Annotated in this window: 18 protein-coding genes and 1 tRNA gene; 9 read left to right on the top strand and 10 right to left on the bottom strand. The window is 58.5% G+C overall.

From position 1 onward, the window contains the following. Positions 1-43 precede the first annotated feature (43 nt). The 4 genes from EXN68_RS27550 to EXN68_RS02040 form a co-directional block, all read right to left on the bottom strand. Positions 44-217: a hypothetical protein gene (locus EXN68_RS27550; RefSeq protein WP_193559488.1), complete on the bottom strand. Its 174-nt coding sequence runs from the start codon at positions 215-217 to the stop codon at positions 44-46. Between the two features lie 10 nt (positions 218-227). Further along, complete coding sequence (locus tag EXN68_RS27350) at positions 228-410, bottom strand: hypothetical protein (protein WP_035218142.1); 183 nt, start codon at positions 408-410, stop codon at positions 228-230. 159 nt (positions 411-569) lie between these two features. Further along, on the bottom strand, positions 570-1,166 hold the full coding sequence (locus tag EXN68_RS02035; protein ID WP_142839436.1) for a hypothetical protein: 597 nt from the start codon (positions 1,164-1,166) through the stop codon (positions 570-572). A 174-nt stretch (positions 1,167-1,340) separates the two neighbouring features. Beyond that, positions 1,341-1,679 carry a DUF2147 domain-containing protein gene (locus EXN68_RS02040; RefSeq protein ID WP_142839437.1) on the bottom strand — a complete coding sequence of 113 codons (339 nt, stop codon included), beginning with the start codon at positions 1,677-1,679 and terminating at the stop codon, positions 1,341-1,343. A 586-nt stretch (positions 1,680-2,265) separates the two neighbouring features. On the opposite strand from EXN68_RS02040, the gene EXN68_RS02045 reads away from it, so the two are divergent. Continuing rightward, positions 2,266-2,532, top strand: a complete 267-nt coding sequence (locus EXN68_RS02045) for an SEL1-like repeat protein (RefSeq protein WP_046798706.1) — start codon at positions 2,266-2,268, stop codon at positions 2,530-2,532. 283 nt (positions 2,533-2,815) lie between these two features. On the opposite strand, the gene EXN68_RS02050 is transcribed toward EXN68_RS02045, so the two are convergent. Both EXN68_RS02050 and EXN68_RS02055 read right to left on the bottom strand, forming a co-directional pair. Next, positions 2,816-3,928, bottom strand: coding sequence for a pyridoxal phosphate-dependent aminotransferase (locus EXN68_RS02050; protein ID WP_142839438.1), 1,113 nt, complete (start codon positions 3,926-3,928; stop codon positions 2,816-2,818). Between the two features lie 137 nt (positions 3,929-4,065). After that, a complete protein-coding gene (locus tag EXN68_RS02055; RefSeq protein ID WP_142839932.1) occupies positions 4,066-4,413 on the bottom strand; it encodes a hypothetical protein in 348 nt (115 codons plus the stop codon). Positions 4,414-4,741: 328 nt separating this feature from the next. On the opposite strand from EXN68_RS02055, the gene EXN68_RS02060 reads away from it, so the two are divergent. Next, positions 4,742-5,959, top strand: a complete 1,218-nt coding sequence (locus EXN68_RS02060) for an NAD(P)/FAD-dependent oxidoreductase (protein ID WP_142839439.1) — start codon at positions 4,742-4,744, stop codon at positions 5,957-5,959. A gap of 7 nt (positions 5,960-5,966) precedes the next feature. Further along, entirely contained in the window at positions 5,967-6,767 is an 801-nt protein-coding gene (locus tag EXN68_RS02065; RefSeq protein ID WP_142839440.1) for an aldolase/citrate lyase family protein, read from the top strand. Positions 6,768-6,770: 3 nt separating this feature from the next. On the opposite strand, the gene EXN68_RS27555 is transcribed toward EXN68_RS02065, so the two are convergent. Continuing rightward, positions 6,771-6,947 carry a hypothetical protein gene (locus EXN68_RS27555; protein ID WP_193559489.1) on the bottom strand — a complete coding sequence of 59 codons (177 nt, stop codon included), beginning with the start codon at positions 6,945-6,947 and terminating at the stop codon, positions 6,771-6,773. Between the two features lie 93 nt (positions 6,948-7,040). After that, a complete protein-coding gene (locus EXN68_RS02070; protein ID WP_142839441.1) occupies positions 7,041-7,382 on the bottom strand; it encodes a hypothetical protein in 342 nt (113 codons plus the stop codon). A gap of 163 nt (positions 7,383-7,545) precedes the next feature. Here EXN68_RS02070 and EXN68_RS02075 point away from each other — a divergent pair. The 4 genes from EXN68_RS02075 (at position 7,546) to EXN68_RS02095 (ending at position 11,594) form a co-directional block, all read left to right on the top strand. Next, a tRNA-Ser gene (locus EXN68_RS02075) sits at positions 7,546-7,636 on the top strand. Positions 7,637-7,925: 289 nt separating this feature from the next. Then, entirely contained in the window at positions 7,926-8,234 is a 309-nt protein-coding gene (locus EXN68_RS02080) for a hypothetical protein (RefSeq protein ID WP_142839442.1), read from the top strand. Between the two features lie 689 nt (positions 8,235-8,923). Next, on the top strand, positions 8,924-9,949 hold the full coding sequence (locus tag EXN68_RS02090) for a porin (protein ID WP_142839443.1): 1,026 nt from the start codon (positions 8,924-8,926) through the stop codon (positions 9,947-9,949). Positions 9,950-10,559: 610 nt separating this feature from the next. After that, positions 10,560-11,594 (top strand): porin, encoded by a 1,035-nt coding sequence (locus EXN68_RS02095; protein ID WP_142839444.1) that lies wholly within the window; start codon positions 10,560-10,562, stop codon positions 11,592-11,594. Positions 11,595-11,762: 168 nt separating this feature from the next. Here EXN68_RS02095 and EXN68_RS02100 read toward each other — a convergent pair whose 3' ends face one another. Next, entirely contained in the window at positions 11,763-13,835 is a 2,073-nt protein-coding gene (locus EXN68_RS02100; RefSeq protein ID WP_161991162.1) for a lytic transglycosylase domain-containing protein, read from the bottom strand. A gap of 401 nt (positions 13,836-14,236) precedes the next feature. Here EXN68_RS02100 and dapA point away from each other — a divergent pair, with 401 nt between their 5' ends. Together dapA and smpB are read left to right on the top strand one after the other, a co-directional pair. Then, positions 14,237-15,121, top strand: coding sequence for a 4-hydroxy-tetrahydrodipicolinate synthase (gene dapA / locus EXN68_RS02105; RefSeq protein ID WP_046798749.1), 885 nt, complete (start codon positions 14,237-14,239; stop codon positions 15,119-15,121). A gap of 223 nt (positions 15,122-15,344) precedes the next feature. Continuing rightward, positions 15,345-15,827, top strand: coding sequence for an SsrA-binding protein SmpB (gene smpB / locus EXN68_RS02110; RefSeq protein ID WP_046798750.1), 483 nt, complete (start codon positions 15,345-15,347; stop codon positions 15,825-15,827). A gap of 191 nt (positions 15,828-16,018) precedes the next feature. Here the strand turns inward: smpB and EXN68_RS02115 are convergent, their stop codons facing one another. Next, complete coding sequence (locus EXN68_RS02115) at positions 16,019-17,518, bottom strand: methyl-accepting chemotaxis protein (RefSeq protein WP_142839445.1); 1,500 nt, start codon at positions 17,516-17,518, stop codon at positions 16,019-16,021. Between the last annotated feature and the right edge of the window lie 70 nt (positions 17,519-17,588).

The following is a 17,588-nucleotide window of genomic DNA, read 5'->3' on the forward strand; positions in this document are numbered from 1 at the left end:
AGAAACGGAAAAAGCGGCTGGATCGATAAAGCGTGTGCTAGATTCAGCCGAGCGCGCCGCGCTGCAGGCTCATCAGGAGCACAAAACCGGCGCCCTTGGATGCCGGGCGGGGATCAGCCTTGTAAACTGCAAGTCCTGCCACCGGGCCGAGAAAGATCGAGGCCATCAGCACCAGCCGCAGGGCAGAGAACAGGCCGTTTGAAAAAGTGTTGGTCATGGGTCGGTCCTCAAAGTACGACGGGGCAATTGGCGGCGGGCGCCGGGCTGTGCTGGCAGGCAATTGCCGCACCGGCATTCACCCGCTGAAAACTGCGGTTCGGATTTACGACGAGCGAAGCGAAGGACATGGCGAAGATCGCCATGAGAAACGCGAAGATTGCCAACCGGCTGATCAACTTTGCCATGTCCATTCCCCTTTATTGGAGTTGATGGACAGAGTTTTGCCATACTCGGACTGAACGGACCCTGAGACCCCGGTTCATATGGTGTTCAGGGATGTTAACGGGTGGTGACAGGACAGATTGATGCCGCAATGGCCTCGCTGGAGACCTCGGTCACCCGTCTTTTGATCACGCGGAAGAGGCGGTCACGCGCGCGGCAAGATCGGCCATGAGGGTTTCGAGTGCTTGCGGTTTCGTCACATCGACGACCGGCACGTTATGTTGCTGCGCCGAGGCCAGCATCTCGGTATTTTCCCGCAGTGATCGCTCGATGAAGGCGTCCATGATCCGCCGCTGGCTGGCCGTTGCATCATCGTATCGGGCGTGAGAGCGCATCCTCTCGAGAATGAAATCATTCCCGGCATGCAGAAAGACGCCAGTGATCGCGCTGCCGAGCAGGGGTGATATGAATTCCGGGCGCAGGGCAGCACCCTCGAAGATCACGGGATTGCCGGTATTGCAGCGGTTTTCGATCAGCGAGCGGATCAGCGGCCAGATGTTCTGGTGATGAACCTTCAGAAACCAGTGGATCGTGTCTGCCGAAAGCTGCGTGTAATATTCCTCCACCGGTGCCGGTATGCCCGGCCAGGGCCTGCCGGGGTGGCGGGCGAGGCTGTCGGTCGATATCGCCTCACAGCCGAGCCTTTCACTCAAAAGACCGGCAAGGGTGCTTTTGCCCACATGCGAGGTGCCGGCAATCAGGATCGTCGAAAGGGGGAGGGGCATGCGTGGCTCTCGTTGGGGTGCGGCTGGGTGGCACGATACATCAACGGTCAGGGATGTTCCACGCGGCATCCGTTTGTGGCTCTGGGCGCAAAAAATCTCCCAATGCCGCGCTGGCTGGTCAGGCCGCGCCTGCTGGCTGGCGGGCAGCCGAAAGTCCACCCGCCGCCTATTCCGTTACAGGCGTGTCCAGGTCTGCGATTTGCACAAAACCTTCAGCACGCAGCCTTTCATGCTCAGTGAATTGCCGGAAACGGTGCCGGAACCGCTATAGGTCTTGTCGTTGGCGGGATCGGTGATCTCACCGGCGTAGCTGTTTCCCTTACCGGAAAGCTTGCCGATCTGTTTCCCGGCATGTTTGCCGGTCTTCAGCGTCACGCAAAAGGCCGTGCCGCAGGGGCCGATCACGGCGGTTTCGCCGCTAGCCGTCTTCCAGTTGCCCTCGATGGCTTCTGCGGCAACAGCAAGGTTGCTGCCCATCATGAGGGCAGCGGCAATCATCATTACACGCTTCATAAAAACTCCTCCCGAAATTTGCGCAGACCCTTCCGAACCGCACCGGTCATGAAGAATGGATGCGCATTAAACCCTGTCCTGCATTGCCGATGGTGTGGCGTCCTGCGACGCGATCACCTTTTGGCCTTGCTATCCTTTGCCTGTCTCATCCTCATAAACAGACAGCCGGATACTATTTTACGTTAACGTAAAAGGAAACAGAAATTTGCCGCCATGGAGAGGCATTTGCGACTGTTTGCGCAGTGGAGACGGTCGAATTTGAAAATCGATGTTTTTATCGTGGTGAAGGAAGGGTTTAAATCCAGATGTAAACTTTTCGTAAAAATCGCCTGAAAGTCCTTAATTTCCGCACCTCGTGATATTTAACAAAAACCCAATTTTACCAATCGTTTGCAGTTTGTTTGCGGCCCATTAATCATGCCTTTTAAGCGCCCGTTGAAAGGCTTGCGGCATAGTGAAGTCATCAAAAGCGCAGGGAAAACCTGCCGGCCCGAAGAACAAAAAAGCCGCATAAGACGGCGGTTCTGAAGGTTAGCCTCGGAAAGAAGGCGATTGATGAAACAGGCAGAAGACAGGGATTAAAACGATGGCACGCTTTGAAATTCGCGATATCGAAATGGCAGTTGCCGGTGGCGAAACCCGCGCCGACACCCTTTGCAATCTCGGCCTGGTCTATGCGACCGGCCGGGGCTGCACGGTGGATCTGGTCGCGGCCCACAAATGGCTCAACATCGCCGCGATCCGTGGATCGGAAAGAGCCGCTTCTCTGCGTGCGGATCTCGCCCGCAACATGACCAAGGCGGAACTGGCCGAAGCGCTGCGTGCCGCCCGCGACTGGATGACGATGCACTGATCCATCCAGTTTATCAGTGAGATTTCCGGTCCGGCTCCCTCCAGTCCCGATGACCGGTGCAAACGAAAGTAAACCCGAAGGGGAACGCGGCGAGGGCTTTGAAAAGAAGCTTTGGCGCTGACACATCAAACCGCGACCGGCAGGAACAAGGCCGGCGCGGTTTTCTTATGTCTGGACGTCTCGTCCGGAAAACGATTCGCAAACAGTGGTTTGCGGGGTGGTTTTGAATCGCATTCGCAGCCTATGGCTCGAGGCCGGCATGACGGAAGCGAGGAACCAGAGTTTACCCGATCGCCTTGATAACCTTCGGCAATGCCTGCTCGAAAAGATCGAGCCTGTCGTCCGGCCCGACACTCACGCGAATGCAGCGGTTGAGCGGCGCGACGCCCGGCATGCGGATGAACACGCCATGTTCCATCAGTCCATCGACGATGGCACGGGCATAAGCGCCGTCGCGGTGGCAGTCGATCGTGACGAAGTTGGTGGCCGAGGGCAGGGGCAAAAGGCCGTTGTTGCGGGCGATTGCGGAAATGCGGTCGCGGGCATCGGAAATTTTACCAACGACCTCATGCAGATAGGCCTGATCCTTCAACGCTGCCAAAGCACCCGCGACCGAAATGCGCGCCATGCCGAAATGGTTGCGGATCTTGTCGAAGGCTTCGACATTGCCGAGCGTGCCGATGGCATAACCGACGCGCGCGCCGGCCAGCCCATAGGCCTTTGAGAAGGTGCGCATGCGCAGGATGTTCGACTGGCCGATCAGCGCATCGATTGCCGGCACGGCGCTGGCGGGCGCGGTTTCGCAATAGGCCTCGTCCAGAATGAGCAGGCAGGTTTCCGGCAGCGCGCGTGCAAAGGCAACGACTTCGCTCGCCTCCCACCAGCTTCCCATCGGATTATCAGGATTGGCGAAATAGACGAGCGGCGCATTTTCCCGGATGACGAGATCGAGAAGGCCATCGAGGTCTTCGTGATCGTCGACATAGGGCGTGGTCACGAGTTTCCCGCCAAAACCGTTCACATGGTAATTGAAGGTCGGATAACCGCCGAGCGAGGTGACGACAGGCGTGCCGGGCTCGACAATCAGCCTTGCGATCTCACCCAGCAATCCGTCCACGCCGCTGCCGATGGCGATATTGCCGCGTGCAACGCCATGATGGATGGCAAGCGCTTCCTTCAATTCGAAATTTTCCGGGTCGCTATACATCCACGTATCGGCTGCAGCATCCCGCAGGGCCAGAAGCACTGAAGGGGCGGGACCAAAGCCGCTTTCATTGGCGCCGATGCGCGCTTCCACCTTCAGGCCGCGGTTCCGTTCGATGGCTTCCGGGCCAACGAAAGGAACGGTTGAAGGGAGCGAGACGGCAAGCGGGGTGAGGCGTGAAAAAGCGGACATTGGCTGAAAGTTCCGGTAGCTGTGTTTGAAAACCCGGCTCACAATAGGTGCAAAAAAACCGGACGCAAGCCGCGCCCGGTTATCCGATGACTGTTTTGGAACAGTTTTTCCGCCCCCGTGCCGCCCGTCGTGTCCGCTCAGGCGCTGGTTTCGAAACTCAGCCGGCGCACATGGTGCAGGAATTCTGCATCGATCAGCATGTTGAAACCGATGGTGACCTTTTCCTCTTCCCGGCGGATCAGCGTGCAGCCGATCTCATCACGGATGCCCAGAATTTCCAGATAGAAATTGGCGGGCATTTCCAGGTGGGGGCTGACCTCGATCTCTGCGCCATAAAGAGAAATGGTGCGCACGAGGCAGCGCAGGGTGTCGCTGGCGCTGAGATGATGCCCGATAAAGGTGATCTTGCCGGGCCGGTCGATCTGAAATTTCTCGTACTTCTCGTCCTGGGGGACGTTCTGACGGGGATCCATATGCAAAGCCATGACAACCTCCCGGATTGCCTCTCCTGATGCTGATTTTAACGCGGCTTCCTTGCCAGGTCGTGAAGGAAATCGGCGCAATTGTCTGTTGTCCGTCTCGACATGGGCCAATCTTCCTTTCGCAAGCCGATGTTTCCCTTGATAGAATGCGCTTGGCTCGGTCCGGTTGCAGGCGTGTCGCAGCCTGTGCTGATAATGTGTCATGCTTGCACCGGGCTGGCGTCGCAGCGTGGTTGACGCGGGCCGTACTTGGCGTTACGCCTGATCCGGCAATATGGCTTCGCGAGCATGGCAGGGTTGGCCCATCGCGATTCGTGTCTGGGAGTGGAATGTGACGGCAAGGCTGGTAATCGTCGGGGCGGGGCAGGCCGCTTTCGCGCTGGCGGCAAAGCTCCGGGCGCTGAAGGATGAGCGTCCCATCACCATCATCGGCTCCGAGGATGCCTATCCCTACCAGCGGCCGCCGCTCTCCAAAAAATACCTTCTCGGCGAGATGAGTTTTGACCGGCTGATGTTCCGCCCTGAGGAGTGGTACGCGGACAATAATGTCGATATCCGGCTGTCCACCTGGGTGGAAGATATCGACCGCAAGGCGAAAACGGTGCGCATGCAGGATGGTAGCACGCTTGCCTATGACAAGCTGGTGCTGGCAACCGGGGCAGCACCCCGCCTGCTGCCCGCCAGCATCGGTGGCGATCTGGAAGGGGTCTTGACCGTTCGCGACAAGCGCGACGCTGACCGGCTGATGGAAGAGATGAAGCCGGGCCGCAGGCTGCTGGTGATCGGCGGCGGTTATATCGGCCTTGAAGCGGCGGCGGTTGCCCGCAAGCTCGGCCTCGATGTGACGCTGATCGAAATGGCCGACCGTATTCTCCAGCGCGTGGCGGCGAAAGAAACCGCCGATATCATGCGCGGCATCCATCAGGCCCATGGCGTTTCCATTCGCGAAAAGACCGGCCTCGTGCGCCTTGTCGGCATGGATGGCCGGGTGGCCGCCGCCGAACTGTCCGATGGTTCGATGCTTGATGTGGATTTTGTCATCGTCGGCATCGGCGTGACACCGAATGACCGGCTTGCCCGCGAATCGGGCCTCGATGTCGGCAACGGCATTGTGGTGGATAACCATACCCGCACATCCGACCGGGACATTCACGCGGTGGGCGATTGCGCCCTGCTGCCATGGCGCGGCCAGCACGTGCGTCTCGAATCGGTCCAGAATGCCGTCGATCAGGCCGAGGCGACAGCTGCCGTGCTTGCCGGCACTGAAACCGCCTATGAGGCGAAACCCTGGTTCTGGTCGGATCAATATGAGGTGAAGCTGCAGATTGCCGGCTTCAATCTCGGTTATGACGAGACGTTATTGCGGCCCGGCGCCCGTGAAGGCAGCTGGTCGGTCTGGTATTTCCGCGACGGGCGTTTCGTGGCGGTGGATGCCGTCAACGATGCCAAGGCCTATGTCGCCGGCAAGAAACTGCTCGATAACGGTGTGGAACCGGATCGCGCCATCCTGGCGGATGCCTCCGCCGATCTGAAATTATTGCTCTCCTGAGGACATCATGCCTGCTCCCGAAAACCGTTTCAAATCCGCCATCCATGCCGGCAAGCCGCAGATCGGCCTCTGGCTTGACATGGGCGAGGCCATCGCGGCGGAAATCGCCGGAACGGCGGGTTTCGACTGGCTGGTGATTGATGGCGAGCACGGGCCGAACGATCTGCGCAGCATCATCGACCAGCTGCGCGCGCTTGCCACGTCGCCGGCAGAACCCGTGGTGCGGGTGCCGGTCGGCGAAAGCTGGATGATCAAGCAGCTTCTGGATGCAGGCGCACGCACGCTTCTGGTGCCGATGGTCGATTCGGCAGCGCAGGCGGAAGCTTTGGTCAGCGCCATGCATTATCCGCCGCGCGGCATTCGCGGCATGGGGGCAGCCGTTGCCCGTGCGTCGGCCTTCAACACCATAACCGATTACGCCGACAGCGCCTCCGATAGCGTCTGTCTGCTGGTGCAGGCCGAAACGCGCGCCGCGATCAACGATCTCGACAATATCCTTGCCGTGGAAGGTGTGGATGGCGTCTTCATCGGCCCGGCGGATCTCGCTGCCGACATGGGTTATCTCGGCAGGATCGACGAACCGGAAGTGCAGGCGGTGATCGAAGCCGCGATCGTCAAGATCGTTGCGGCCGGCAAGGCCGCCGGCATTCTCACCTTCAATGAGACCTATAATCGCCGTTATCTCGAACTCGGTGCGTCCTTCGTCGCCGTCGGCGCCGATGTCACGGAATTCGCCAACGCCCTGCGCGCCCTGTCCGGCCGCTACAAGGGCGGGGCAGCGCCGGCGCCTTCCAGATCGGGCTACTAAGCCTCAATCATCGTTGCTGGCATTCAGCTTTTCTGGCGGAATGCCTTCTTCGCCGGAAGCGAGGTAACCGCTGTTGATAAGGGCGGCGCGGACGATGCGCTGGAGGGCCTCGTCCCTGTCGATGCCATGATCTCTGGCAAAATCCGCCAATGCCTCTTCAAGATCGTCGCTGAACAGCATTTCTGGCCCCCATTCTGTTTGTCTTTAAATCAATGCAAAAAAGGCAAGGCGGGACTTTGCCGCCTTGCCTGAATTCTAACGCTCGTGCGGTATTCAGCGCCAGCGATAAAGGCTGCTGTTCGACGAGTTCTGCTGCGTGCCGGCACCAACCGCATAACCGATTGCAAAACCGAGTGCGCCGACGATCGTCAGCAGCGAGGTTGCCGTGCCGGGATTTTCCTTCACCGCTTCCACCACATTCTGGCCCTGGGCACGCACATTGCTCGCAGCCTTGCGAACACGGCCGCGTGCCTCATCCAGAAATTCGGATGCATCCTCACCCACGCCTTCCGCACGGGCGGAAACGGACTTGGAAAGCGACGAGATTTGCGAGCGCAGCTCGGCAATCTGGTTTTCGATCGTGTCTTCGACAACATTCAGTTTGGTCTGAGCCATTAGAAACACCTCTTTTGTTACCGAAGCGAGAACGTGCCGGCCTTAAAGAAGTTCCCGAATTGCCCGCAAAGTTTCGCGCGTGGCTGTTCAGCCAACAGGTTTTTCGGCTTCTTGGCGAAAAACCCTTGCATTCATTTTTTTTACGCAATAATCAGGCCGCACCGGAGAGGTGGCCGAGTGGTCGAAGGCGCTCCCCTGCTAAGGGAGTATACGTCAAAAGCGTATCGTGGGTTCGAATCCCATCCTCTCCGCCATCAAATTTTCCCAGGACTTATATTGTTGGACAAAATCAGGCTGACTGGTTTGTTGTTCATTTGTCTGTGCGTTGCAGGCCGTCTCCAGGTTGCAGCCACGCTTCGCCTTTTTTATCGTAAAGCCGAATGCGCGTTGATGGTCCCTCCAGTAGTCTGGAGTGGAGCCAGCTGCGCGATCACGCATATTTTAGAAATTTGATCCGGTGTTTTGCGCGGATGATCAAGGATACATCTCGTTCTTTGACAAAGAGCACCTATCTAGGTTTTTCAGGCATGCGAAGGAGATTTGATGATCGACGAATACGGCCCCTACGTGCAGATGGGCACGCTTGCGGAGCAGATGGCCACTCGGTTCCAGATGGACGCGAATCTTGAACTGGGATCGCATCTGTCGCACTACATGGATGAGGTCGAAGTGAACATCGCCGCCGACCGCTTTGACCATGTGGGTTTCATGAACAAGATCCGTGGGCGACTGACAATGACACTGGCAACAGCCGCCGAGCCTCGCCGCCGGGAGTTCCTGCACGCCGTTGTGGTCGCGCTTCAAGAGCGCATCGATCGACATTCGCTCGATGTGGCGGTGGATGGCGTCTAAGTGTTGTGACCGGCCCGTTCTGAGCGCAGGGGGCCGGTCAATCCCCACGGTTGATTTTTAAGGCTGGGCCAGTTCGTAAATCCAGCTGGCATCGCGGCCCCCATAGGGGCTGCCACGACAACGAGATCTCCAGGACGGAAGCACAAAAGGAAAGCGCCTGCGTCAACAAGGTACAGCCCCCGCCGAGAGCAAATCAGTTTGCCAAATCGCCGACATCTTCCGCTTCTCGAATCATTATCGGGTGAATCAGTCGTCGGGCGAAGGGTTTTCCCGCCGTTTCCTGACAGACGCATCCGCGTGGTGTCATGTGGAACGATAGATCAAAGCAAAAATTTCTCCCACATGCCGCCGGCAGAGCAACACATCGCCGAAAAGGCCGGTAGTTTAGAAAGACCTTGTTAACCGCGCTAACTAACGGATTTTCAAGGAAATTCTTAACGCATCGTAAAAGCCTAGGTCGGTCGCTGTGGCGCTGTGTGTTGTTTCCGCAACAAACCGAAATGAAGCATATACGTAAATGCTATTTATCGGATGTTCGCGATTGCAAGCGGCGAAACCTTTTGTATTTTCACGACCAGAAGCGAGGCGGTGGATCGTTTGGCTTCTAAGAACACGGGAATGGGGCAGGGAATGCTGTCCTTCAGCGAAAGAACCCAGACCCTTTTAAAAACTTTGACTGGAGGTCAACCATGAACATCAAGAGCCTTCTGATCGGCTCCGCTGCGGCTCTCGCAGCAGTATCCGGCGCCCAGGCTGCTGACGCTATCGTCGCTGCTGAGCCTGAGCCCCTCGAATACGTTCGCGTTTGCGACGCTTTCGGCACCGGTTTCTTCTACATCCCCGGCACCGAAACCTGCCTGAAGTTCCAGGGCTACGTTCGTTTCCAGACCGACTTCAACCGTGGTACTCCGGCAAACGGTCGTACGTCTGACTGGAACAGCTTCACGCGCGCTCAGTTCGAAGTTGACACCCGCACCGACACCGAGCTCGGCGCTCTGCGTGGCTTCATCGGCTTCCGTGGCAATGCTGACAACGGTTCGTCCTCTTCTTCGAGCGTTTTCGTTGACCAGGCTTTCATCGAGCTCGGCGGCCTGAAGGTCGGTAAGTTCTACAGCTGGTGGGACGATAGCCTCTCTGGCGAAACGGACGAGCTGTCCTCCAACGCTCTGTTCAACTCCATTCGTTACACCTACGACGCTGGTTCTTTCTGGGCAGGCGTTTCGGTTGACGAACTGCAGGGCGTAACTGTTGGTGCGTTCAACGAATCTGACAACAACGTTGGTGTTGCTCTCGGCGTTGGCGCCAAGCTCGGCGCTGCTTCCTTCCAGCTCATCGGTGGCTACGACACCGACCGCGAAAACGGCTCTGTACGCCTGATCGCAACGGCTGACGTTGGTCCGGGCACGCTTGGCCTGGCTGGTGTTTGGGCTTCCGGAGCAAACGCTTACTACAACGTCTCCGAGTGGGCGGTTGCTGCGGAATATGCCATCAAGGCAACCGACAAGCTGACGATCACCCCCGGCGTTCAGTACTACGGCAACTACGGCCTGGTTTCCTGGGATGACTTCTCGAACGACGACGGCTGGACAGCTGGTCTGACGCTCGACTACAAGATCACGCAGGGCCTCTCCACGAAGATCGCTGTTAACTACGTTGACATCGACAACCGTGACGACCAGGTTAAGGGTTTCGTTCGCCTTCAGCGTTCGTTCTAATCTGATCTGACATTGTCAGTGATGGAAAGCCCGGCTCTCGAGCCGGGCTTTTTCGTTTTTGTAACGCCCGTCCGGCAAGAGGGGTAGGGATGCATCGCCACGCCGGTGGCCGGGTGCCGCCAATTGGCTGTAATGTTCGACCGGCGTCGCAGCGGATGGCTGGCCTCTGACGGCAATTGCGGCTGCTGATTCGTTCGGAATCCTCTGCCTCCGGAAATGTATGAAGGCGAGACGATAAGTCGATTCTGAGCGCTACCTGTGAATTCTGAAGAGCCGCAGATCGCTTTTTGGACAATCTCACATGGCCTGATTGCGTCGGTATTTTGTTTATGCGACGGATTTGACTCATGAAGAAGATTTGCCGTTTTCCGCAAGTGTTTGAAATAAATCAAAAATTAACGATTCTTTAAGAAGTGGACCGGGGTCGGTTAGAATTGTAGCTATTTCGCAACAATGAAAAACTAAGGACACCTTACTGTCTTCCTTTCGTCATGATTACGATTGCCCGCCCGCCCGGTTTTGGCTCTAATCAGCTACATAAGCGGCACGCATTCCTTAGTGCTTTCCCACCCGCTGCTTAGAAGATTAAGCGTTTGACTGGAGGTCAACCATGAACATTAAGAGCCTTCTCATCGGCTCCGCTGCAGCTCTCGCAGCAGTATCCGGCGCACAGGCCGCTGACGCTATCGTCGCTGCCGAGCCTGAGCCCCTCGAATACGTTCGCGTTTGCGACGCTTTCGGCACCGGCTTCTTCTATATCCCAGGCACCGAAACCTGCCTGAAGTTCGGCGGTTACATCCGTTTCCAGACCGACTTCAACCGCGGTAACCCGGCTACCAATGGCCGTACGTCTGACTGGAACAGCTTCACGCGCGCTCAGTTCGAAGTTGACACCCGCACCGACACCGAGCTCGGCGCTCTGCGTGGCTTCATCGGCTTCCGTGGCAATGCTGACGGTGGTTCTTCTTCTTCTTCGAGCGTTTTCGTTGACCAGGCCTTTATCGAACTCGGCGGCCTGAAGGTCGGTAAGTTCTACAGCTGGTGGGATGACGATCTGAACGGTGAAACCGACATTCTGTCGACCAACACCCTGTTCAACTCGATCAAGTACACCTACGATGCAGGTTCTTTCCAGGCTGCACTCTCGGTTGATGAACTGCAGGGCCAGTACGGTCAGTATCAGTATGATCCCGACAACAACGTCGGCATCGGCGGCATGATCGGCGGCAAGTTCGGCGCTGTTACGGCTAACCTGATCGCTAGCTACGACTTCGACGCAGAAAACGTTGCTATCCGTGGCATGCTGTTCGCGGACATCGGTCCGGGCACCTTTGGCCTCGCCGGTGTATGGGCTTCGGGCGACAACGCTTACTACGCGAAGTCTGAATGGGCTGTTGCTGTTGAGTACGCGATCAAGGCTACCGATCGCCTGACGCTTACTCCCGGCTTCGAATACCTCAGCAAGCTGGACGTGAACCCACTTGACGGCGACTTCACTGGCGACCGTGATGCTTGGACTGCTGGTCTGACGGTTGACTACAAGATCACCGAAGGTCTGAGCACCAAGATCACCGCCAACTACTACGATGAAGATGGCGCTGACGACCAGGTCACCGGTTTCGTTCGCCTTCAGCGCACGTTCTAATCTGATCTGACATTGTCAGTGATGGAAACCCTGGCAGAAATGCCGGGGTTTTTCGTTTGGATGCTTCACATATCGAAGCGTGCGCTACTCGGATCTGGAAAATAAAAAAAAGCACCGGGCCAGCCGGTGCTCGAATGCTCTGGGATGACCTTCGCCGGTTATACCGGTTTACCCCGCACGACCATGGCGCAGATCATCGACAATATCGGCCTGTTGTCCAAGCCGGGTCTTGTAGACCTGATAATTCTCCATCACCCGCTGCACATAATTGCGCGTTTCGGGGAAGGGGATGCGTTCGATCCAGTCCACCACCTCATCGATGGGCTTGCCGCGCGGATCTCCGTAGCGGGCAATCCATTCCGGCACGCGTTTCGGACCGGCATTATAAGCGATGAAGGTGAGGATGTAGGAACCGCCGAAACTGTCGATCTGCTCGCCAAGATAATGGGCGCCGAGCGTGGCGTTGTAGCCGGCATCGCTGGTCAACATTGCCTGTGTGTAGGGCAGGCCGTGGCGCCCGGCCACGCCCTTGGCGGTTCCCGGCAGCAATTGCAGCAGCCCGCGGGCATTGGCAGCGGAGACGGCGGAGGGGTTGAAGGCGCTCTCCTGCCGGGCGATGGCATAGGCGAGCGCCTTGCCGGAGCCGGCAATATTGGCGCTGGCGGGAATGACGCCGAGCGGATAGGCAAGTGCTGCCGCATCGATGCCGCGGCTGAAGGCCGTCTTGCCGATCTGCAGCGAAACCTGATGATTGCCGTTGCCTTCCGCCCTTGCCGCCAGAATGGCAAGCTCGCCGGGGCTGTCCAGCTGGTCGGCCAGCGAGCGGTAAAGACTGTCGGCCCGCCAGCCATAACCGGCGGCCTCCAGCCGGTCGATGGCGCGCACGGCCTCACGACCGGCAAAGCGTTCCCGGTCACCGGTGCTTGGGCTCGGATAGGTGACGTTCAGCGTCGTGGTGCCGATTCGTGCGGCGGCCAGCTGGCCATAAAACGTGCCGGGGTGGGCCGCGGACTTGGTGAAGAAGTCACGGGCATTGCCCGGTCCGCCCGCTTCCGCCGACCGCCCGAGCCAGTAATAGGCGCGTGAGGCGGAAAGCGGCCGGTTTGAGGTCTGCAACAATGTGTTGAAGTGACGTGAAGCTGCCGCCGGATCGCGCAGCGCTCTCAGCGCATACCAGCCGGCATGGAACTCCGCATCGGCGATGTCGACGGGCGAGGTGGCCGAATGATTGGCGACGATGCGATAGGCTTCGGCAAAATCGCCGAGATCGGCAAGCCCGCGCGCGATGATACGCCGCTCATTCCACCACTCGCCGGCATTGACGAGTTTGGCCGCCTCTTTGGGGGCCTGCCGAAGAAGGGCGGCCGCTTCAGGATATTTCTGCTGGTTGCGCAGGTTTTCTATGCGCGCGAAGAGAAAAGCGGGATCGCTGCGCCAATTGGCGTCAACCTTGCCCAGCAAGGCGCCGGCAGTGGCGGATCGCTGCAGAACGGCGGCCCAGGCATTATAAAGCGACTGCGCCTTGCCGAGATCACCGAAACGCTTCGCCTGGCCGATGCGGCTGCGATACATCAGATAATCCATGCGCGCCTTGTGATCGGCGGGCGTCAGATAGGCGGGAAACTCGGCGAGAACACGGTCTTCCATGTCCTTGTCCATACCTTCGCTGACCCAGAGCTGGCGAATGAGGCGCTGGGAGTCCACCGCCTTGCCGGAGGAGGCGAGTGCCTTGGCGAGAACGACGGTGCCCTCGGCCGTTTCCGGCCGGCTGCTGCCGAAGGCGGCGAGTACCTGAGGTACCGGTGGATCTTCGCGATAAAGCGCTTTTTCAGAATTGGCCCGCAGGGTGGCGGCACCCGGCCAGCCGGAAAGCTCGCGCTGGGCGGCGGCAATTTCGGATGAAGGCACATCCTTCTGGCCGGAAACGGCAATTGCCCAGCTGAGAATATGCCGGTCCAGGCTGCCGGTTGGCATGGCGTTGCGCAACGCAATCGCCCGCGTCGCATCGCGGCTGGAAAGCGCGTCGAGGCCGGCCTTCAGCTGGCCTGCATCATCGGGGCGGTTGAGGCGCGGTATGGCGCCGGTAATCTCGGGCGAGGCGGGCATGAAGGCGGGAACGGTCGGCGCATTCGGCTTCACATAGGGAAGCGGCACCGCGCCTTCCGGCAGCGGCCCGGCCAGCGCGTTCCAAACGGTTGCGGCGAGGCCCGCCGCCATCAATCCCCAAACTGTTTTTTTCATACCGTTCTTCATCGCCAGACGGAAACAATCGACCTTCTTGTACTGTCGTTCTTGTATTGTCGTTTCATTGCAGCGGGATTGCGTAAATCGCTCAAGGCGTGGCCTCGTATTCCGCTCTCGTGTTCTGCATTGAATCTACGGAGATTGAGATTAACGAAACCTTAACCGCCCCCCGCGCAATCCCATCAACTTTTATTCACCGGCCCGCGAGCGGCCTGCAATTTCACCGCCGCGATTTTTTAACTGTGGTGTGACGTTTCCGGACTGTCACACTTCCGACAATTTCGGACAAAATAGGCTGCCTTTGCGCTTGTCGGCGCCAAGGGCTGGCACTAATGTGTGCCGGTTTTAACCATCGAATGCGGCCGAAGCATGAACCGGCTCGGCGCCAGGAGCTTTGCATGTTCAAGGGATCAATTCCCGCCCTCATTACTCCGTTCACGGACAATGGTGCCGTGGACGAACAGGCCTTTGCCGCCCATGTGGAATGGCAGATCGCCGAAGGCAGCAAGGGCCTTGTGCCCGTGGGTACGACGGGGGAATCCCCGACGCTTTCCCACGACGAGCACAAACGGGTCGTTGAACTCTGCATCGAGGTTGCGGCGAAACGGGTTCCGGTCATTGCGGGCGCAGGCTCCAACAATACCGATGAAGCAATAGAGCTTGCGCTGCACGCGCAGGAAGCCGGCGCGGATGCGCTGCTGGTGGTGACGCCCTATTACAACAAGCCGACGCAGAAGGGCCTGTTTGCCCATTTCTCGGCTGTTGCCGAAGCGGTGAAACTGCCGATCGTCATCTACAATATCCCGCCGCGCTCGGTGGTGGACATGTCGCCGGAAACCATGGGTGCGCTAGTCAAGGCGCATAAGAACATCGTCGGCGTCAAGGATGCAACGGGCAAGCTCGACCGCGTTTCCGAACAGCGCATTTCCTGCGGCAAGGATTTCATCCAGCTCTCGGGCGAAGATGGCACGGCACTTGGTTTCAACGCCCATGGCGGCGTCGGCTGCATTTCGGTTACGGCCAATGTGGCGCCGCGCCTCTGTTCGGAATTCCAGGCGGCGATGCTGGCAGGTGACTATGCCAAGGCTCTGGAGTATCAGGATCGCCTGATGCCGCTGCACAAGGCGATCTTCATGGAGCCCGGTGTCTGCGGCACGAAATATGCGCTGTCGAAGACACGGGGCGGCAACCGCCGGGTCCGTTCCCCCTTGATGAGCACGCTGGAGCCGGCGACCGAAGCAGCCATCGATGCGGCGCTGAAACATGCCGGCCTGATGAACTAAGAGACGCCTGAAAGCCTTAAAGGCGCGCAATGGGCCCGCTTCGCGACAGAAGCGGTTCCGCGCGCCTTTTCTTTTTGCGACGACGATACTAAATAGAGCATGTCTCCCAAAAGTGGGCACCGGTTTTGGGACAAAGACGTGCGGAAAAGCAGGAACCATATCTCGAAAACCGCTCCGGCCGGCAGGCTGCGGCGCAATAAGAAAAACAAGGGATTGAAATATCATGGCCCCCAAAGGCAGCCAGCGCGTGGTGAACAAGATCGTTGCGGAAAACCGCAAGGCTCGTTTCAACTACGAAATCATCGACACCTATGAGGCAGGCCTCGTGCTGACCGGCACCGAGGTCAAGTCGCTGCGCGAGGGCAAGGCGAATATTGCCGAATCCTATGCCTCGGATGAGGGCGATGAAATCTGGCTGATCAATTCCCACCTGCCGGAATATCTGCAGGCCAACCGGTTCAACCACGAGCCGCGCCGCCGCCGCAAGCTGCTTTTGAGCAAACGCGAAATCAGCCGCCTGCGGGCCGGTATCAACCGCGATGGCATGACGCTGGTGCCGCTGAAGGTCTATTTCAACGAAAAGGGCCGCGCGAAGCTGGAACTGGCGCTCGCCAAGGGCAAGAAGCTGCACGACAAGCGCGAGACCGAGAAGGAACGCGACTGGAACCGGCAGAAGTCCCGGCTGCTGAAGGGCAACAACGCCTGAGCGGCAGGAAATTTCGCGGCCTGGAGGATAGCGGCCTTTCGCCACTTGTTCTTCCGTCATGCCGGACTTGATCCGGCATCCAGCCACAGCGCGTCTGCGTTGTGGAGCGAGCCCTTTCAGCCCAAGGACTTGGGCTGGCTGGATCCCGGCTCAAGGCCGGGATGACGGGGTGAATGTAGTCTTGTCGTAGTTCAAGCAGCCCGATATGTCCGCTCCACATGGTTCCTCGAAGCCGAGACGCTGAACCGGCTGACAAGCGCTGCGAGGTTGGCGCTGACATCGCTCAGATTATGCGTGGCCGCATTGGTTTCTTCCACCATGGCCGCATTCTTCTGGGTCAGATTGTCCATGCTGTTGATCGCGGCGCTGATTTCCTGGATGCCGACGGACTGTTCCTGCGCCGCCTTGGTCAGCGAGGCGATATGTTCCTGAATGTGATCCACCTTGTTGCCGATCGTATTCAGTGATTCACCCGTCTTGTTGACCAGTGAGACACCCTGCATCACATCGTCGGAAGATTTGGCGATCAGCGTCTTGATTTCCTTGGCGGCGGTGGCCGAACGCTGGGCCAGTTCGCGCACCTCCTGGGCGACGACGGCAAAACCCTTGCCGGCCTCACCGGCGCGGGCGGCCTCTACGCCGGCATTCAGCGCCAGAAGATTGGTCTGGAACGAGATCTCGTCGATGACGGAAATGATCTGGGTGATCTTCTGCGACGATTCCTCGATGGCGCCCATCGCCTTGACGGCTTCCGTCACCACATCGCGGGAGCGCGCTGCCTCAACGGCCGAGCTTTCGACGATGGCCTTGGCCTCTTCCGAGCGCTGCGCTGAGAGTTTGGAAATGGTGGTGATTTCCTCGACGGCTGCGGCGGTTTCCTCAAGGGCGGCGGCCTGCTGTTCGGTTCTGCGGGCCATGTCGTCGGTCGCAGAGGTCAGCTCGCGGGTGTTGCCGGAAATCTTGTTGGCCTCTTCGACGATCTGCCCAAAGGCGCCGGAGAGATTGCCGACCGCGGCGTTGAAATTGGCGATCAGCCCTTCAAACTGCGGTGCGGTCTTTTCCGTGATGCTGGAGGTGAGGTCGCCATTGGCCAGCTTGTTCAGCGCATTGTTGAGCAGTTCGAGAACGTGCTCCTGTTCCTTCTTCATCTGCGCCTGTTCAGCCTCCACCTTCAGCCGCTCGGCGGCCAGCACGTCGAGATAGACGGAGATCGAATAGTCCATGTCGAGAAGGGCGGCCTTGATGGTTGCAGACAGCCCGTCCTTCAGCTTCCTGGCCTTCTTCTCCATGAAGAGGCCCTTCAGTTCGGATTCGATGACCGCCTTTACGATGCCATCAAGCATCAGCGCATAACCGCCAATATACCAGCGCGGCTCCAGCCCCAGCCTTGCATGGGTGCGGCCGATCGCGGTGACGGCGTCGGTGTAATCGTCGTTGAACGTGCCGGAGGCGATCCGCGCCCAGTGTTTCAGCTGCATGCTCTTGGCATGGTGGATATGCGCATCGTTGGCGAAGAACTTTGCCGTTTCCGGCACCGCGCGAACCTTGGCATAAAAACGGTCGAGCGAAGCATCGAGCGAGCCGGTGATGACACCTTTCATCTCGGAGAGATTTTGCCGCTGTTCGTGGCCAAGTCCCAGAAAATTCAGTCTTTCATCGAGCTGTCGGTCGGTTTTTGCTTGGCCATGCATGTCTAAACATCCTGATTTGGCACCCAAATCATATCGTTGGTGCCCTTACGTCTTTTAGACACGTCTAAAA

This window comes from Martinezella rhizogenes, assembly GCF_007002745.1.
In the GTDB taxonomy this organism is placed as follows: domain Bacteria; phylum Pseudomonadota; class Alphaproteobacteria; order Rhizobiales; family Rhizobiaceae; genus Agrobacterium; species Agrobacterium cucumeris.